A 16,611-nucleotide genomic window follows, 5' to 3' on the forward strand; every position below is an offset into this window, starting at 1 on the left:
GTAGGACTTCGGGAGCCCCAGGGTGTGCATGGCGATGTAGTTGAGGATCATCTCCCGGCTGACCGGGGCGATCCGGCCCAGACGGGCGGCGACGAGCTGGTTGGCCAGCCCGTACTCCACCGTCAGGCCGTTTCCGCCGTGGGTGTGGACCGCGGCGTCGGTGGCGTTGCAGGCGACCTCGCCGGCGGCGTACTTGGCCATGTTGGCGTACTCCCCGGCACCGGCGTCGTCGCCGGCGTCGTAGAGAGCGGCGGCCTTCTGCCACAGCAGGCGGGCCTGCTCCAGCTCGATCTTGACCTTCGCCAGCGGGTGCGCGATGCCCTGGTGGGAGCCGATCGGGGCGTCCTTCCAGACCGACCGGTTGGCGGCGTACTCCACCGCCTTCGCCAGGGCGTAACGGGCCATCCCGCAGGAGAGGGCGGCGCCCATGATCCGCTCGGGGTTGAGGCCGGCGAAGAGCTGCCAGATGCCGCCGTCCTCGTCGCCGACGAGGGCGTCGGCCGGGAGACGTACGTCGTCGATGAAGAGCGTGAACTGCTTCTCCGGCGCCTCCCAGGCCATCGGGATGACCTGCTTCTCGAATCCCGGCGCGTCGGTCGGGACCACGAAGAGCGCGGGCTTGAGCTTGCCCGTCTTGGCGTCCTCGGTGCGGGAGACGATGAGGACCGAGTCGGCCTCGTCGACGCCGGAGATGAAGGTCTTCTGGCCGTTGAGGATCCACTCGTCGCCGTCGCGGCGCGCGGTGGTGGTGATCTTGTGGGAGTTGGAGCCGGCGTCGGCCTCGGTGATGCCGAAGGCCATCAGGTGGGACCCGTCCGCGATGGCGGGAAGCCAACGCTTCTTCTGCTCGTCGGTGCCGCAGCGGCCGATGATCGAGCCGCAGATCGCGGGGCTGACCACCATCATCAGCAGCGGGGCACCGGCGGTCGCGGCCTCCTCGAGCACCGCGGCCAGGTCGCTCATGCCGCCGCCACCGCCGCCGTACTCCTCGGCGATGTTGACGCCGAGGAACCCGTTGCGCCCCATCTCCAGCCACATCTCAGTCATCTTGCCGCCCTCGCGGGCCTGCTTGGCGACGAAGTCGTGACCATACTTGCCGGCCAGCTTCGCCACCGCCTCGCGCAGTGCTGCCCGCTCCTCCGGCTCGGTGAATGCGGTGGTCATTCTGCCTCCTCTACGACGGCCAGCACCTCGCCGGCGGCGACCTGGGTTCCTGGTGTGACGTTGATCTGGGTGAGTACGCCGTCGGTGGGCGCGGTCACCGTGTGCTGCATCTTCATCGCCTCCAGGACCAGCAGCGGCTGGCCCTCGGTGACGTCGCTGCCGGCCTCGGCCAGGACGTCGACGACCGATCCCGGCATCGGTGCCAGCAGGCTTCCGGGCTGGGTCTGGGTGGCTGGATCGGTGAACCGCGGACGCTTCCGCAGCGCGGTGTGCCCGAAGGCGGAGTCGACATCGACCCGGTCGCCGTCGACGGCGATCTCGTACGTCGTGCGCAGACCGTCCTTCTCCAGCACGACCCGGCTCTGACCTGCCTCGATGACGTCGAAGCCGTCGATGCGGTAGCCGTCGCGGGTGCCGTACCACTCGACGCTCAGGCCGTCCTCGGAACCATCCTCGAAGACGGTCCGCTGGGGCTGGTTGGTGACGTTGCGCCAGGCGACCGGGATGCCCGGCCGACGGGTCCGCTCGGCCAGGGCGATCGTCGCCGCCACGGGGGCACCCGGGTCCTCGGCCGATGAAAGGAAGGATTCCTTCGCGAGCAGAGCGGTGGTGACCTCGCCGCTGCGGAACGCATCCGAGCCGAGGATCCCGATCAGCTGCTCCCGGTTGGTCACCAAGCCGTGGATCTTGGCCGTACGCAGCACCGAGACCAGCCGCCGGATCGCCGCCTCGCGCGTCGGCGCGTGAACGATCACCTTCGCGAGCATCGCGTCGTAGAAGGTGCTGACCTCCGAACCGGAGGTGTAGCCCGCATCGATCCGGGCGTCACTGGGGAACTCCAGCTTCGTCAGCGTCCCCGACTGCGGCTGGTAGTCAGCCGACGGGTCCTCGGCGTAGAGCCGCACCTCGATCGCATGCCCGTTCACGCTCGTCGAGCCTGCCGAGACCACGTCGATCCCGGTGGTCGAGCTTGTCGAGACCTCGGCGACCGCGATCTGCAGCTCCACCAGGTCGACCCCGTGCACCAGCTCGGTGACCGGGTGCTCGACCTGGAGCCGGGTGTTCATCTCCAGGAACCAGAACCGCTCCGAGGCGGCGTCGTAGAGGAACTCGACCGTCCCCGCGCCGCGGTAGTCGATCGCCGCGGCGGCGTTGCGGGCAGCCTCGTGGAGCGCCGACCGGACCGCATCGGGCAGCAGCGGGGCCGGGGACTCCTCGACGACCTTCTGGTGGCGGCGCTGCACCGAGCAGTCGCGCTCACCGAAGACGGCGACGTTGCCGGCACCGTCGCCGACGACCTGGACCTCGACGTGACGGCCGGCCTCGACGTACGGCTCGACGAAGACGGTGCCGTCGCCGAACGCCGAGGCGGCCTCGGCCTCGGCGGCAGCGATCTCGGCGGACAGAGCGTCGAGAGTCCGGACGATCCGCATCCCGCGCCCACCACCGCCGGCGGAGGCCTTGACCAGCAGCGGCAGGTCGGACTCGGCCGGGGAGGCCGGCGCCTCCAGGACCGGGACCCCCGCCGAAGCCATGATCTTCTTGGCCTCGATCTTCGAACCCATCTGCTCGATCGACTCGGGAGCAGGGCCGATCCAGACCAGGCCGGCCGCCTCGACGGCGCGGGCGAAGTCGGCGTTCTCGGACAGGAACCCGTAGCCCGGGTGGATCGCGTCGGCACCGGCCACCTTCGCCGCCTCGATCACCAGGTCGGCACGGAGGTAGGTGTCGGTGGGCGCATTGCCGGGGAGGCGTACGGCATGGTCCGCCTCGGCCACGAACGGCAGGGCCGCGTCGGCGTCGGAGTGGATCGCGACGGTCTCGATGCCCAGCTTGCGGGCGGTGCGGAAGACGCGCGAGGCGATCTCGGCGCGGTTGGCGACGAGCAGTCGGTTGATCATGGCAGCACTCACATCCTGAAGACGCCGAAGTTCATGGCGCCTTCGATGGGTCGGGTGGCGATGGCGGAGAGGCAGAGGCCGAGGACGGTGCGGGTGTCGCGCGGGTCGATGACCCCGTCGTCGTAGCCGAGGCCGGAGAGGAACATCGGCAGCGACTGCTCCTCGACCATCCCCTCGACCATCTCCTTGACGCCCTTGAACCCCTCGGCGTCGAAGACCTCGCCCTTCTTCTCGGCGGACTCGCGGGCGACGATCTCCATCACCCCGGCGAGCTGGGCCGGCCCCATCACGGCCGACTTGGCCGAGGGCCAGGTGAAGAGGAAGCGGGGGTCGTACGCACGGCCGTTCATGCCGTAATTGCCGGCGCCGTAGCTTGCGCCCATGATCACGGTCAGGTGCGGGACGGTGGAGTTGGAGACCGCGTTGATCATCAGCGCGCCGTGCTTGATGATGCCGCCCTGCTCGTACTCGGTGCCGACCATGTAGCCGGTGGTGTTGTGCAGGAACAGCAGCGGGGTGTCCTTCTGGTTGGCGAGCTGGATGAACTGCGCCGCCTTCTGGGCCTCCTCGCTCATGAGGACGCCGCGCGCGTTCGCCAGGATGCCGATCTCGTAGCCGTGCAGCCTCGCCCAGCCGACGCAGAGGCTCGGCCCGTAGAGAGGCTTGAACTCGTCGAACGCCACCTCGTTGTCGGGGCCGGTCCCGTCGACGATCCGCAGGATCGCCTCACGCGGGTCGAAGGGCTCCTTGAGGTCGGTCGGGATCAGGTCGAGCAGGCCGTCGGGGTCGAGGTCCGGCTCGTAGCTCGCCTTCGGCTGCGGACCGCGCTTGCGCCAGTTGAGCCGGGCCACGACCCGGCGTGCCTGCCGGATCGCGTCGTGCTCGTCGACGGCGAGGAAGTCGGAGGAGCCGGAGATGCGTGAGTGCATCTCGGCGCCGCCCAGCGACTCGTCGTCGGTGTCCTCACCGGTGGCCATCTTCACCAGCGGCGGGCCGGCCAGGAAGACCTTCGCGCCCTCCTTGACCATGATCACGTAGTCGCTCATGCCGGGGACGTACGCACCACCGGCCGTGGAGTTGCCGAAGACCACCGAGATGGTCGGCTGCTTGCGGGCGGAGGACCTGGTCAGGTCCCGGAAGCCCTTGCCGCCGGGGATGAAGATGTCCTTCTGGGTGGGCAGGTCGGCGCCGCCGGACTCGGTCAGGTTGATCGTCGGGAGGCCGTTCTTCTCCGCGATCTCGGCCGCCCGGAAGGAGCGCTTGAGGGAGTACGGGTTGAGTGCCCCGCCCTTCACGGTCGGGTCGTTGGCGACGATCATGCACTCGACGCCCTCGACCACGCCGATGCCGGTGATGATCGAGCCGCCGACCGGGAAGTCGCTGCCCCAGCCGATCAGCGGCTGGGTCTCCAGGAACGGGCTGCCCTCGTCCAGCAGCAGCTCGATCCGCTCGCGGGCGAGGAGCTTGCCGCGGGCCTTGTGACGGGCGACGTACTTCTCGCCACCTCCGGCCGCAGCCTTGGCGTGCTCGGCGTCGAGGGCCTCGATCTTCTCGAGGAGGGCTTCTCTGTTCCCACTCATGACGTGTAGCCCAACAGCTTGGCGGCCAGGTCGGTCATCACTTCGGTGGCTCCTCCTCCGATCGGCAGGATCCGGGCGTCGCGGTAGTGCCGCTCGACCTCGGTCCCGTGCATGTATCCCGTCCCGCCGTGGAGCTGGACGGCCTGGTCGACGACCCAGGTGCAGGCCTCGACCGCTGTCTGCTTGGCCAGCGCCGCCTCGGCGATCGTCTGTTGTGTCGAGCCTTCGCGGTCGTAGCGGTCGACCACGGCGTGGGTGTAGGCCTTGGCGACCTCGACCTGCCGGTGCATCTCGACGAGCTTGTGGCGTACAACCTGGCGCTTGATCAGCGGCTCACCGAAGGTCTGCCTCTGGCGCGCGTAGTCGGCGGTGAGCGCCAGGCAGCGGGCGGCGGTGCCGTAGCCCTGCACCGCCAGCGCGATCCGCTCGGTCACGAACGCCTCGGCGATGTAGACGAACCCGGCGTTCTCGTCGCCGACGAGGTTCTCGGCGGGGACGCGTACGTCCTCGAAGGCGAGCTCCGCGGTGTCGGAGCACTTCCAGCCCATCTTCTCGAGCTTGCGCGTGACCGTGAAGCCTGGCGTGTCCTTGTCGATCACGAGCAGGCTGATGCCGCCGGCCCCCGGGCCGCCGGTGCGGACCGCGGTGGTGACGAAGTCGGCGCGCACCCCACTGGTGATGAAGGTCTTGGAGCCGTTGACCACGAACTCGTCGCCGTCGCGTGTCGCGGTCGTGCGGAGGTGGGAGACGTCGGAGCCGCCGTCGGGCTCGGTGATGGCGAGGCTGCCGATCTTCTCCCCGGCCAGGGTCGGCTTGACGTACGTCTCGATGAGGTGGGGCGAGCCGTGCTTGGCGATGTGCGGCAGCGCGATCCCGTGGGTGAACAGGCCCGCGAGCAGACCTGACGAGGCGCCCTCGGACATCATCCCCTCGGTCACCGCGACGGTGTCGGCCAGTCCGCCGCCCTCGCCGCCGGCCTCCTCGGGGAAGCCGATCCCGAGCAGCCCCTGCTTCGCGGCGGCCTGGTGGACCTCCCGCGGGATCTCCTGGTTGTCCTCCCACTCTTGGAGGTCGGGGAAGACTTCACGGCGGGCGAACTCGGCGCCCAGCTGGAAAAGGTCGTCGCTCACAGGAGCTCCTCCGGGCTGAGTTCAACAGGTACGTCGACGATCCGGCTCCGGGCCCACTCGCCCAGACCCTTCGCCTGCGGGTCGAACCTCGTCGAGGCCGCGACTCCTTCGCCGAGCAGGTCGTGGATGACGATGTTCACGCCACGCAGGTGGGGCAGCGGTGTGATGTCGATGGCCAGGTCCTCGGCCTCGGGCAGCAGCGCCCGCACCCACTCCGGGGTGACGGTGTCCAGCAGCCACTCGACGACCGCGTCCGGTCGCCACTGCGGCGCCCAGAGCCCGAGGTTGGCGTCGCCGCCCTTGTCCCCGGACCGCGCGTAGACCAGCTCCCCCAGCGCTCGCCGAGACGTCGCTCCCGCCGGCCGAGTGGTCCTCTCGCTCGACGCGCGTGACGTCTCGGCCGACGTACGTGACGCCTCGGCATAGGCGAGAGGGGCCGGCACCTCGTAGGTCGAGCCGTCGGGAAGGTGGACGGTCTCCGGGGCGCGGTCGCGCCGGACGTACGCAGCCTTGTAGACGCCGAACGGAGACGGCCGCCCCGGGGGCGCGGTGACGTGGAAGCCCGGGTAGGAGGCGAGCGCCAGCTCGATGGCCGGGGCCGTCAGTGCACGCCCGACGGCGTCGGCGTCGGCGGCGCGGGCGTTGAGCCGCAGGATGCAGGCGGCGCCCTCCTCGGTCGGGGAGTCGGGTGCGGGGATGCGGTAGGTCGACCAGGTGTAGTCCGGCCCGATCGGGAGCTCCGCGTCGAGCTGGTCCCGCAGCCAGGCGGCCTTGGCGTCGATGTCGAGACCGGTCAGCACGAACTCGGCGGAGTTGCGGTAGCCGCCGAGCGAGTTGACGGCGACCTTGAGCGTGGCCGGCGGCGGAGTGCCCGTGACGCCCGAGATGGCCACGCGATCGATCCCGACCTCGGAGAGACGGATCGAGGTGAGGTCGGTGGTGACGTCGGGGCCGAGATAGAGCGGCCCCTGGATCTCGTAGAGCAGCTGCGCGGTGACCGTGTCGACCGTGACGGTGCCGCCGGTCTCGTCCTGCTTGGTGATGATCGAGGAGCCGTCGACGGCGATCTCGGCGACCGGGAACCCGAGCGGACGCGCCCGGGCCTGCGGCGACATGGTCAGGAACCCGGAGAAGTTGCCGCCGGTGGCCTGGGTGCCGCACTCGATCACGTGCCCGGCGACCACGGCGCCGGCCAGCTCGTCGTAGGAGTCGCGCTTCCACCCGTGATGGGCGATCGCGGGCCCGACGACGACGCTCGCGTCGGTCACCCGGCCGGTGACGACGATGTCGGCACCGGCATCGAGCGCGTGCGCGATCCCGAAGGCGCCGAGGTAGGCGTTGGCGGTCAGCGCATCGGGGTGGGAGTCGAGGCGACCCCGGAGGTCGTCGCCGTCGACGTAGGCCACCTTGGCGCTGGTCCCGAGCGCCTCGATGGCGGCAGCGAGCCCGGCGGGGTTGAGGCCACCGGCGTTGGAGACGATCTTGACGTCGCGCTGCAGTGCGAGGTCGAGGCAGTCCGCGACCTGACGCAGGAAGGTCTTGGCGTAGCCCGTCGTCGGGTCCTTGAGCGTGTCCTTGCCGAGGATGAGCATGGTCAGCTCGGCGAGATAGTCGCCGGTCAGGACGTCGAGCCGACCGCCCTCGAGCATGTCGCGCATCGCCGAGAACCGGTCACCGTAGAACCCGGAGCAGTTGCCGATCGTGATCACTTCTTGGGCCTCCCGCCCCCGGTGGGCCCGGCGAAGGCCTGGGCGATCGTCAACCATTTCTCGGCGTCGTCGCCGGTCGCCTCGAGCGCGGTGTCGTCACGGTGGATGCGCTGGGTGACCAGCCGCGCGAAGTCGTACGCAGGGCCCCGGACGCTCTGCGCCGCATCCTCCGGTCCCCACTCCCACTGCTCGCCGGACGGCGCGGTCAGCTCTATCCGGAACGGGGAGCTCGGCGGGGTCAGGCCGTGCACGCCGTAGGAGAAGTCACGGGTGCGGGCGCCGAGGTGGCAGACGTGCTTGATGCGGTCGTTGGGCTCGTAGGTGTGGCCGAGCGCCTCACGCACGTCGAGCCCGTGGGCCCAGGTCTCCATGAACCGCGCGGTCGCCATCGAGGCCGGCGACATCGGCGGCCCGAACCAGGGCAGCTTCTTCCCGTCCGGGACGTTCGCGAGCGCAGCGGCGAGCTCGCCGCGTACGCCGTCCCAGTGCTGCAGCAGCTCCGTCGCCGGCATCGCGGCCATCGCCAGGGCGGACTCGTCGACGTAGCCCTCGGGGTTCTTGATGGCCTCGTTGACCAGCTCGTCCCAGGCGGTCGCGTCACCTGCCACCCACTCGGTCGCGGCGAGCGCGGCCTCGTCGGTCCAGGCCAGGTGAGCGATCTGGGCGGCGACGTCCCAGCCCTCGGCCGGCGTCGGCTCGCGCCAGCCCGCCTCGCTCAGCCCCGCCACCACCTGGCGAAGCTCGAACCCTTCCATGGAGAGGTCCTCGAGAAGTTGATCCAACAGGCTCATCGCAGCTCTCTTTCCAGGACCTCGGCCCAGTGATCGAGGATCCGCTCGCGTCGGGCGGCGTCGTCGGTGATCGTGTCAGCCAGAGCCAGGCCGCGGACGAGATCGAGCGTGGCCTGCACGAGCTCGCGCACGCCCGGCTTGCTCTCGTCCACACCGAGCAGCTCGACCGTCGCCCGGTGGAGCTCGCGGCCGATCCGCTGCTCGAGCGGACCCACCGCCGCGGCGAGCTGCTCGTCGGTGCGCGCCGCCACCCACAGCTCCAGGGCCGCGGCGAAGACCGGCGAGGTGACCTGCTCGGCGAGCATGGCGAGCACGTGCCGCGTACGCTGCCCGCCCTCCGGGAGCGCTCCGGCCGCCTCCTTCAACGCCTCGCCACGGGCTTCGGTGATGTGCTCGACCGCCGCCACGACCAGGTCGTTCTTGGCCGGGAAGTGGTGCAGCTGCGCACCGCGGGAGACCCCGGCGCGCTGGGAGACGAGCGTGGTCGAGGTGCCGGCGAAGCCGCGCTCGGCCAGCAGCTCGACGGTGGCGTCGAGGAGCCGCGCCCGCATGGCGCGGGTGCGCTCTTCCTGCCGAAGCGGCGCCCGAGGCGGTTTGTCCTGGGGTACGCGGGTGGCCTGACTCACAGGCAGGCACTCTGCCGCGCCAGAAACAAACAGTCAACCCTGACTGTATATTTCTGAGACGGCGTCGCGACAGGCGGAAGCGGAACGTCCGGAACCGGTTCTAACGTCGGAGGCATGGCTATCGCACGCAATCCGCAATGGGTCATCGACTGCCCCGACCCGGCAGCCCTGGCCACCTTCTACGCAAAGCTGTTCGACTGGGAGACCAAGGTCGACGACGACGGCACCTGGGCCGAGGCCTGGGGCGAGGGCGGCGCCCTCAACTTCCAGGCGGTCGAGGACTACCGCGCCCCGAAGTGGCCCTCGCAGGACGTACCCCAGCAGTCTCACCTCGACGTCATGGTCGACGATCTCGACACCGCCGAGGCCGCCACCATCGCCCTCGGCGCCACCAAGCACGAGGTCCAGCCCGGCGAGACCTTCCGCGTCTTCCTCGACCCCGCCGGCCACCCGTTCTGCCTCTGTCAGGCCTGACCAACCTGAATCCCGCCGAGTCGGTCGAATTGGCGAGCCGAGAATGCAGTTGTGGGCGACGAAACTCGAGTTTCGTCACCCACAACTGAGGATTCGGCCCGCCAGAAGTCCCTATTCGACGCGGGCGACCATGGGGAGCCGGCTGCGGGTGGTGACCGCGACGATGAGCGCGATCAGCAGGGGCAGACCGACGACCACGACGGCGACGAGGCTCCAGGGGATCTCGAGGTAGTGCGCGGCGACGCTGTCGCGCTCCGGCCAGCCTTCGGTCGTGATCGGATAGCTGATCGCGATGCCGGGGACGAAGCCGATCAGCGCGCCCGGGATCGCCCCGAGCAGCGCCACGACCAGAGCGTACGAGGCAGCGACCCCGCGCCGCGTACGCGTCCTGGCGCCGACCGCCGACAGGGTCGCCAGGTCGGGGAGGGCGTCGTTGATCGCGAGGTGGGTCGCGGTCAGCGCGCCACCGATCATCAGCACAGACCCCAGGGTGACCAGCAGAGTCCAGACGATCACGACGGAGTCCTTCTCCACGTAGCCGCGCTCGACCACGATCGTCGCGGGGAACTGGCCGGCGGCGAGGGCCTCGTCGAGGTCGGTCTGAGCCTCGGCGCTGAGCCGGGCGTCCTCGACGTAGAGGCCCGTGACCTGCGGTTCGACACGGAGCTGCTCGGCCATCGCCGGCGTCACGACGGCGTACGCAGGGGCGGCCCGCTCGCCGACATCCAGGTAGGTCGCCGGCACCTCGACGTCGACGACGTCGCGCTCCTCACCGTCCTCCTCGGACCACTCCCTGACGACCAGGTGCGCGGACTTCGACGGCAGCAGCTCGTCGTCGGTCGTGAACACCACCGCTCCGGATGACCGCAGCGTCTCGGCCGCGGTGGCGGCGTCACGCTCGGAGAGCGATCGCGCCACCACAGGAGGGAGGCTCCCGTCGGACCCGGCGACGATGAGTTCGCCGAACTCGCCCGAGATGGTGTCGAGCGAGATGATCTCGCCGTCGCCGCTCTCGACGGCGACATAACGCCCGTCGTCGGTCACCACGCTGGACGTCGGCGTGGCCGTCGCGCCCGGGATCGCCTTCTCGACCTGCGCGGCGATGCCCTCCCACCGCGCCACCGACTCGTCGCCATCGGTCCCGCCTCCGGTCGCGCTGTGTCGCGGATGCACCACGGCGTCACCGATCGCGAAGGAAGGCAGATAGCTCTCCTGGTTCTGCTCCTGGTCGCTGCTGAACGCGATCCCGAGCGTGACCACCCCGAGGACCGTCACCGCGATCGCTCCGGCGGCCGGAACCGTCCGGGTGCGGTGCCGATCGGCATCGCGCGTCGCGAAGCGGATCGCCAACGGCATCCGGGCGCTCGACCGGGCCGCAAGCGAGACGAGGACCGGCAGGATGAACAGCAGCCCGGCGACGCAGAGCAGCACGCCGAAGGCGATCGGGATGCCGCTGAGGGCGTTCTGCGTGCCGAACGCCGCCGCTGCGATCCCGGCTGCGATCAGCACCAACCCGATGATCGGCGAACGCCGGGAGGGCAGGCCCTCGGACCGTCGCCCGGACAGCACGCTGACGACGTTCTGCCGCGAGGCGATCCAGGCCGGCACGATCGCCGCACAGATCGCGGCCGCGAACCCGATGACGGCCACCGCCAGGACCTGCAGCCACGGCACCTCGAACGGGCCGAACCAGGCCGAGACCTGATCCTGCGCGAGCGGCTGGAGCAGCCGCGCCAGCCCGATCCCGAGCACGGCGCCGATGACCGCCGCCACCGCACCGATGACGATCGCCATCCCGAGCAGGACGCGCCGCGACTGGCGAGCGGTCCCTCCCGAGGCGGCGATCAGCGCGAGGTCACGCGCCTGGCGCCGTGCCGCGACCGCGAACGCCGGGCCGGCCAGCAGGACCACCTCGAGGATCACCATGACCACGATGAGGACGATCACCACGACCTCGGAGGGGTCCGGGGCGCCCATCGGCGGACGGATCTCCTTGTCGGCCGCGAGGGCCTCGGCAGAGGGGTTCAGCACGACGGAGCGCGAGAGCACGAAGGCACCCGCCGCGTTCAGGTCCTCGATGTCGGACCAGGTCACCGGCGCGCCACCGACGAGCCAGGTCGAGCGGTCACCGGCGTAGTCGACCGGAAGGTCCGGTCCGGCGACGAAGGCGTCGTTGCGTACGGTCGCCGACTCGACGACGCCGACGACCTTGCGGACCTCGTCGAGGTCGCCGTTCGGGATCTGCAGCTCCTCACCGATACCGGGGCCCCGGAGAGCAAGGGTCGAGTTGACCACGACCTCATCCGAGTCCTGGGGCAGGCGACCCTCGGTCAGCCGCGTCAGCCCGGCGGCGAGCGGATCGTCGAGATCCGTCTCCAAGCCGCTGGCCCAGGTCACGCCCTTGTCCGTGCGTACGTCGAAGGTCCGGTCCATCACCTCGAGCATCGGGCGCTCCCCGATGACGGCCTTGACCCCCACCGCGTCGAGCGGCTCGGCACCGGAGTCCTCGAGCCACTCGGACGCGTTCTCGGGGTCGATCCCCTGCCGGACCGCGCCGGCCGCCTGGACGTCGATGCTCGCCGCGGCCTCGGTGCCGAGCCGGCGATCGAGGCCTTCGACGGTGTCGACGTCGTAGGTCTGGTACGTCACCGCGACCGCGGTCACACCCGCCACCGGCAGCGCGATCATCAGCACGACCAGCAGGCTGCGCCACTTCGCCCGCCAGGCCTCGCGTTGCCCGATACGGAGCGCGAGACGCCAGCCGCCGAAGCGCCCGCTCATGCCTCCACCTCGTCCGCGAACACCGTGCTCGGCGTCTCGCCGGCCTCGTCGACGACGAGCCCGTCGCGCACGTAGATCACCCGGTCGGCCCAGCTGGCGTAGCGCGGCTCGTGGGTCACGAGCACACCGGCCGCACCCGCGTCGCAGCGCGCGCGGATCAGCTTGAGGATGTCCTCGCCGGTCTCGGTGTCGAGCGCACCGGTGGGCTCGTCGGCCAGGATCAGGCGACGTTCGCCGACGATCGCGCGGGCGATCGCGATCCGCTGCCGCTGCCCACCCGACATCTCGTCGGGGAACCGGTCGGCGAAGCCGTCGAGCCCGACCTCCTCGAGGGCCGTCCTCGCCGCGGACCGCGCCGAGCGGCGACCGGCGCCGTCGAGCTCCAGCGGCAGCGCGACGTTCTCGGCGGCGGTCAGGGCCGGGATCAGGTTGAAGTCCTGGAAGACATAGCCGATCGACGTACGCCGCAGCTTGGCGCGCCCGCTGATCCCGGCCTCGCCGAGGTCCTGGCCGTCGACGGTCACGTATCCGGAGGTCGGCGAGTCGAGGCCGCCGGCGATGGTCAGCAACGACGACTTCCCGGAGCCGCTCGGCCCCATGATGGCGACCAGCTCACCGGCGTACGCAGCCAGGCTGACGCCGCGCAGGGCGTGGACCTCGGCGGCGCCGGTGCCGTGGACGCGGCTCACGTCGGTGAGCCGGAGGACGGGTTCACTCATCGGTGGACTCCTTGGTCTGGGTGGTGCCCGGCTCGGCGGGCGTGGTGTGGGTGCGGCGGATCAGCCGCTCGCGGGCGTCGGCGAGCCAGCGGTCCTGGTCGTGGCTGAGGCGGCGCAGGTCGTGGGCGAGTGCGGCATTCATCGGTCTCCTCCATCGACGGGTTCGGGAGCGGTGCTCGACGCGGCCGCCCGGCGGAGCCGGGCCTCGCAGTGGTCGAGCCAGCGGATCTCGGCCTCGGCCGCGAAGACGAGCCGGTCGAGGACCAGTCCGCCGGCGAGGTCGTCACCGGCTCCGGACCGTGACTGGCGCCGGTACCCCTGGAGCGCCTGCATGGTCGCGTTGCGCTGCTGCTGGACGACCTTGCCGACGTCCACACTCGGCACCGCGACGGCGACCGCGAGCTTGATCGCGAGCTCGTCGCGCTGCGGCTGCGTACGCTCCACCGGGGTGTCGAACCACCCCTTGACCTCGACCTTGCCGGCCTCGGTCAGCTGGTAGAGGGACCGTCCCTCCGCGTCGGTCCCTCCGGCCTCGACGAGGCCGTCACGCTCGAGTCGCGACAGGGTCGTATAGACCTGCCCGACGTTCAACGGCCAGCTCGCGCCGGTGCGCTGCTCGAACTCGGCGCGCAGCTCATAGCCGTAGCGCGGCTTCTCCAGCAGCGCCAGCAGTGCGTGCTTCACGGACACTCGATCACCTCCTAGTTACTGAGTATGTATATACCGAGTATGCAGACGGTCGCAAGTCGCGAAAATACGGGCGACGGCACCCGCGATCGACTGGGAGACTGCTGGCCGCTGGTTCGGGCCGGCGTCTTTTGTCGGCCCGTGAAACTCCTCCGGGCCGGTCCCACTCCCGAAGGAGTCGAAGTGTCAGCTCGTAGACGCGTCGTCGCTCTGACTGCGACCGCGCTAGCCCTCGGCGGGCTGAGCGTCATCCCGATGGCCCCGCCCGCCTCCGCCGAACCCGACCCGGTCGCGACCTACAAGGACCGCGCCGGCGTCCCGCTCACGATCCATCGCACCACCGACGGCATCGCCGACTTCATCGGTTCGAAGACCGAGGCCGTCGACCCGCTGGGCACCGCCGTCAAGCCCGCCAAGGCGGCGCAGACCCACCTCGACCGCGCCGCCGAGGCCCTCGGCACCGACAAGAAGGACCTGCGCGAGACGTCGACCGGCAAGGCCGTCGGCGGCGGGTCGGTGACCAGGTTCGAGCAGTACGTCGACGGCCTCCCGGTCCTCGGCGGCGAAGTGGTCATCGGGTTGGACAAGGCCCGCGGCCTCACGTCCGCGGCCACCAACCTCTCCGACGCCACCGCGACCGAGGTCGCCCAGCCGGACGACTCCAAGCGCTCGAAGGCGGAAGCCGCGGCCAAGGCGGTGGTCGCCAAGGCCCACGACGGAGCCACCGGCCTCACCGTGGAGGACGAGGGCACGTGGCTCTACGACGACGACCTGGTCGCCGGGCCGCAGATCGGCAAGGCCAGTGTCTTCCGGTTCTCGGTGACCAACGGCTCCAGCATCCGTGAGACCGTGCTCGCCCACGCCGGCACCGGCCGCGTACTCATGCATATCAACGAGATCGCCCACGCCAACCGCCGCGTCTGCGACAACGCCAACGTCCGCGCCGCGGCGACCGGCTGCGCCGAGACGAGCACCACGGTCAAGCGGCGCGAGGGCGATGCGCCCTCCGGGATCGCCGACGTCGACAAGACGTACGACATGCTCGGCGCGACCTCCGACCTCTACGCCTCGCTCGGGCTCGACCTGACCGAGGAGATCGGCTGGCCCAGCGGCGCCACCGGCAAGGCGGTCACCGCCACGACCCGCTACTGCGAGCCGATCGAGCCGGGCTACACGCCGCCGTGCCCGATGGACAACGCGTTCTGGAACGGTCAGCAGATCTACCTCGGCCAGGGCCTGGTGGTCGACGACATCGTCGGGCACGAGCTGACCCATGGGGTGATCGAGAAGAGCTCCAACCTCTTCTACTGGCACGAGTCGGGAGCCATCAACGAGTCGATGGCCGACATCATGGGCGAGATCGTCGACCACCGCTACGCCACGCCCGGTGACTCCCCGACCGACTGGCGTGTCGGCGAGGACTCCTCGTTCGGCGCGATCCGTGATCTCGCGAACCCGACGGTGCACGACCAGCCCGACCGGATGACCAGCTCGCTGTGGGAGGCCGACGACCTCAGCTATTACGCCGACGGCGGCGGGGTGCACACCAACAGCGGGGTCGGCAACAAGACGGCGTACCTGATCTCCCAGGGCGGCACGTTCAACGGCCGCACGATCACCGGCATCGACGCCGGTGATCCGACCCTCCAGAAGACCGCGACGCTCTACCTCTACGCGATCCAGCACCTGGTCTCCGGAAGCCAGTACGCAGACCTGCGCCGCACCCTCGCCAACGGCTGCTCTGCTCTGGTGGCCGCCGGCACCGCCGGCTTCACCGCGGGCGACTGCACCCAGGTCAACCTCGCCGCCGACGCGACCGAGCTGGCCAAGTCGCCCACGAAGACGGGCGCGACCCGGCCCGCGGAGGCGCCCAACACCTGCCCCGCCGGGAGCACCGGCAAAGCCGCGCTGGCGACCCCGTCGCTCAGCCGCGGTGTGCTGTGGAACCCGGCACCCGACGCGGCGCAGGGCATCCCCGCGAACGACCGTGACGGCAACGGCTCCGACTTCGGCATGAACCCCGACCCGGAGACGTACGGCGACCCGACGGCCAGCGGCCTGACAACGGCTGCGATCAACGTGCCGGCGGGGAAGCGGACCTATCTCCGGTTCAGCCACTGGTACCTCTTCGAGTGGTACACCGGCAGCGACCCCGCCTACCCCACGCCCGAGTACTACGACGGCGGCGAGGCACGGTTGCTGGTCAACGGCGTCGCGACCGCCATCCCGTCCACGGCCTGGGTGAACGGCCCGAAGCAGAAGCTGCTGCTCAACAGCCCCACCCGGCCGCTGACCGGCTTCGGTGGTGACTCGAACGGCTGGATGAGCTCTCGGGTCGATCTGTCGGCGTTCGCCGGCAAGACCGTCCAGTTCCAGTGGGTCGTACGCGGCGACAACGTCGGCTCGTTCATCGGCTGGTTCGTCGATGGGATCGAGCTCTACACCTGCAACCCGCAGACCATCGCGAGCACCGCGCCGCCGACGATCAGCGGCACCCCGCGGGTCGGCTACACCCTGACGGCGACGAAGGGCTCCTGGAGCCCGACGGCCACGTCGGTGAAGTACCAGTGGCTGAGGAACGGGGTCCCGATCTCGGGCGCCACCGCGTCGACCTACAAGCTCGCCGGCGCCGACCACACCAAGGAGATCCGGGTCAGGGTGACGGCGTACTCCTCGTCGTGGCCCGCCGCCAACCCCGGCGTCCGGACGAGCGCCGCGACGGCCCGGATCGCGGCGGGATATCTGACTGCGGCCACACCGACCATCGGCGGCACCCGCCGGGTCGGCTACCTGCTCACCGCCTACCCGGGCACCTGGAAGCCCTCGGGGATCACCTTCTCCTACCAGTGGCTGCGCAACGGCGTCGCGATCTCGGGAGCGACCGGGAAGACGTACCGACTCCGGTCCGTCGACCGCGGTGACCGCATCCGCGTCCGGGTGACCGGCCGCAAGGCGGGCTACTACACCAAGACCGCCACCTCGGCGGCCACCAGCACGATCCGCTGACCCAACCCCGCCGAGACGTCACTCAGGCAGGTCGAGCCGGCAC

General features: G+C 70.4%; 13 protein-coding genes. 2 read left to right on the forward strand and 11 right to left on the reverse strand.

The features are described from left to right. The 7 genes from ACFVJS_RS17700 to ACFVJS_RS17730 form a co-directional block, all read right to left on the reverse strand. A partial coding sequence (locus ACFVJS_RS17700; RefSeq protein WP_378882778.1) for an acyl-CoA dehydrogenase family protein occupies positions 1–1,164 on the reverse strand: 1,164 nt, incomplete at its 3' end. Then, positions 1,161–3,065, reverse strand: coding sequence for a biotin carboxylase N-terminal domain-containing protein (locus tag ACFVJS_RS17705; protein WP_378882781.1), 1,905 nt, complete (start codon positions 3,063–3,065; stop codon positions 1,161–1,163). The genes ACFVJS_RS17705 and ACFVJS_RS17700, both read right to left, overlap by 4 nt. Positions 3,066–3,073: 8 nt before the next feature. After that, complete coding sequence (locus tag ACFVJS_RS17710) at positions 3,074–4,645, reverse strand: acyl-CoA carboxylase subunit beta (RefSeq protein WP_378882784.1); 1,572 nt, start codon at positions 4,643–4,645, stop codon at positions 3,074–3,076. After that, positions 4,642–5,775, reverse strand: a complete 1,134-nt coding sequence (locus ACFVJS_RS17715) for an acyl-CoA dehydrogenase family protein (RefSeq protein WP_378882787.1) — start codon at positions 5,773–5,775, stop codon at positions 4,642–4,644. The genes ACFVJS_RS17710 and ACFVJS_RS17715 overlap by 4 nt, the downstream gene beginning before the upstream one ends. Next, complete coding sequence (locus tag ACFVJS_RS17720; RefSeq protein ID WP_378882790.1) at positions 5,772–7,484, reverse strand: acyclic terpene utilization AtuA family protein; 1,713 nt, start codon at positions 7,482–7,484, stop codon at positions 5,772–5,774. The genes ACFVJS_RS17715 and ACFVJS_RS17720 overlap by 4 nt, the downstream gene beginning before the upstream one ends. Further along, the gene (locus ACFVJS_RS17725) at positions 7,481–8,275 is read right to left on the reverse strand and encodes a TIGR03084 family metal-binding protein (RefSeq protein WP_378882794.1); all 795 of its coding nucleotides are present in this window, start codon (positions 8,273–8,275) and stop codon (positions 7,481–7,483) included. The genes ACFVJS_RS17720 and ACFVJS_RS17725 overlap by 4 nt, the downstream gene beginning before the upstream one ends. Beyond that, positions 8,272–8,901 (reverse strand): TetR/AcrR family transcriptional regulator, encoded by a 630-nt coding sequence (locus ACFVJS_RS17730; protein ID WP_378882796.1) that lies wholly within the window; start codon positions 8,899–8,901, stop codon positions 8,272–8,274. The genes ACFVJS_RS17725 and ACFVJS_RS17730 overlap by 4 nt, the downstream gene beginning before the upstream one ends. A 114-nt stretch (positions 8,902–9,015) precedes the next feature. On the opposite strand from ACFVJS_RS17730, the gene ACFVJS_RS17735 reads away from it, so the two are divergent. Beyond that, entirely contained in the window at positions 9,016–9,375 is a 360-nt protein-coding gene (locus ACFVJS_RS17735) for a VOC family protein (protein ID WP_378882799.1), read from the forward strand. Between the two features lie 111 nt (positions 9,376–9,486). Here the strand turns inward: ACFVJS_RS17735 and ACFVJS_RS17740 are convergent, their stop codons facing one another. The 4 genes from ACFVJS_RS17740 to ACFVJS_RS17755 are packed head-to-tail and all read right to left on the reverse strand — an operon-like array spanning position 9,487 to position 13,565. Then, positions 9,487–12,156, reverse strand: coding sequence for an FtsX-like permease family protein (locus tag ACFVJS_RS17740; RefSeq protein WP_378882801.1), 2,670 nt, complete (start codon positions 12,154–12,156; stop codon positions 9,487–9,489). Next, entirely contained in the window at positions 12,153–12,875 is a 723-nt protein-coding gene (locus ACFVJS_RS17745) for an ABC transporter ATP-binding protein (RefSeq protein WP_378882804.1), read from the reverse strand. The genes ACFVJS_RS17740 and ACFVJS_RS17745 overlap by 4 nt, the downstream gene beginning before the upstream one ends. After that, positions 12,868–13,017, reverse strand: coding sequence for a hypothetical protein (locus ACFVJS_RS17750; RefSeq protein WP_378882807.1), 150 nt, complete (start codon positions 13,015–13,017; stop codon positions 12,868–12,870). The genes ACFVJS_RS17745 and ACFVJS_RS17750 overlap by 8 nt, the downstream gene beginning before the upstream one ends. Next, positions 13,014–13,565 (reverse strand): PadR family transcriptional regulator, encoded by a 552-nt coding sequence (locus ACFVJS_RS17755; RefSeq protein ID WP_378882810.1) that lies wholly within the window; start codon positions 13,563–13,565, stop codon positions 13,014–13,016. Before ACFVJS_RS17755 ends, ACFVJS_RS17750 begins: the two co-directional genes overlap by 4 nt. Positions 13,566–13,745: 180 nt before the next feature. Here ACFVJS_RS17755 and ACFVJS_RS17760 point away from each other — a divergent pair, with 180 nt between their 5' ends. Continuing rightward, complete coding sequence (locus ACFVJS_RS17760) at positions 13,746–16,568, forward strand: M4 family metallopeptidase (protein ID WP_378882813.1); 2,823 nt, start codon at positions 13,746–13,748, stop codon at positions 16,566–16,568. Positions 16,569–16,611: the final 43 nt, after the last annotated feature.

It is taken from the genome of Nocardioides sp. NPDC057772 (assembly GCF_042798075.1).
Classification (GTDB): Bacteria; Actinomycetota; Actinomycetes; order Propionibacteriales; family Nocardioidaceae; genus Nocardioides.

Excerpts from the sequence above, each read along its gene's own strand:
- ACFVJS_RS17705 (WP_378882781.1), bottom strand. The coding sequence starts at position 3,065 with ATGATCAACCGACTGCTCGTCGCCAACCGCGCCGAGATCGCCTCGCGC.
- ACFVJS_RS17750 (WP_378882807.1), bottom strand. The coding sequence starts at position 13,017 with ATGAATGCCGCACTCGCCCACGACCTGCGCCGCCTCAGCCACGACCAG.
- ACFVJS_RS17735 (WP_378882799.1), top strand. The coding sequence starts at position 9,016 with ATGGCTATCGCACGCAATCCGCAATGGGTCATCGACTGCCCCGACCCG.
- ACFVJS_RS17725 (WP_378882794.1), bottom strand. The coding sequence starts at position 8,275 with ATGAGCCTGTTGGATCAACTTCTCGAGGACCTCTCCATGGAAGGGTTC.
- ACFVJS_RS17745 (WP_378882804.1), bottom strand. The coding sequence starts at position 12,875 with ATGAGTGAACCCGTCCTCCGGCTCACCGACGTGAGCCGCGTCCACGGC.
- ACFVJS_RS17740 (WP_378882801.1), bottom strand. The coding sequence starts at position 12,156 with ATGAGCGGGCGCTTCGGCGGCTGGCGTCTCGCGCTCCGTATCGGGCAA.
- ACFVJS_RS17710 (WP_378882784.1), bottom strand. The coding sequence starts at position 4,645 with ATGAGTGGGAACAGAGAAGCCCTCCTCGAGAAGATCGAGGCCCTCGAC.